Genomic DNA, 744 nt, shown 5'->3' with positions numbered 1-744 from the left:
CTCTGGCACAATCCGGGGGGCTATGCGATGCGCGAACTGCTCGGCAATGCCAAGGCGATCGTGCCTTCGACCAAGAAGGTCGGCGGCCCCGGAACGCGCATCGACATCCCGATCACGCACATAAACGCCTCCTATGTGCGCAGCCATTTCGATGCGATCGAGATAGGCATTGCCGATGCGCCGCGCGGCGACGAAATGGCGGTCATCCTGGCGATGACCACCGGCGCACGCGTCCATGCACGGGTCGGCGGCCTTGCCGCCGCCGACATCAAGGGCGAGGACGGCTTGCGATGAACCCCGAAATCCGCCGCATCATCACCATCGTCGAGGAAACCCGGATCGAAGGCGGGCGGCCCGTCGATCCGCCGACGCGGCGTGCCGCAGCCATTGCGGTGATCCGCAACCCCTATGCGGGCACTTACGTCGAGGACCTGTCGGCACTGAGCGCCATAGGCGAAGCCTTGGGCGATATCTTGCCCAGGCGCGCGGTCGCTGCTCTGGGCATTGCCGGCTACCGGGTCGAGAGCTTCGGCAAGGCCGCCGCCGTCGGCGCCGATGGCGAGCTCGAACATGCCGCCGCCATCCTTCATCCAAAGCTCGGCGCCCCGTTCCGCGATGTGCTTGGCAAGGGCGCCGCGCTCATTCCTTCATCGAAGAAGCGCGGCGGCCTCGGCGTGTCGCTCGATATTCCGCTCGGTCACAAGGATGCGGCGCGGGTGCGCAGCCATTTCGACGGCATGGAGG

At 66.5% G+C, this 744-nt stretch carries 2 protein-coding genes; both read left to right on the top strand.

The window, feature by feature from the left end:
- On the top strand, positions 1–294 hold a 294-nt coding region (locus EN964_RS36175), incomplete at its 5' end, for an amino acid synthesis family protein (RefSeq protein ID WP_164776543.1).
- Positions 291–744, top strand: a 454-nt coding sequence (locus tag EN964_RS36170; RefSeq protein WP_164776542.1) for an amino acid synthesis family protein, incomplete at its 3' end; no start/stop codon positions are given. The genes EN964_RS36175 and EN964_RS36170, both read left to right, overlap by 4 nt.

Source organism: Mesorhizobium sp. M7A.F.Ca.CA.001.10.2.1, from assembly GCF_003998575.1.
Lineage (GTDB): Bacteria > Pseudomonadota > Alphaproteobacteria > Rhizobiales > Rhizobiaceae > Mesorhizobium.
The sequence above is the reverse complement of the archived record's forward strand: the minus strand, read 5'-3'. Positions and strand labels throughout refer to the sequence as shown.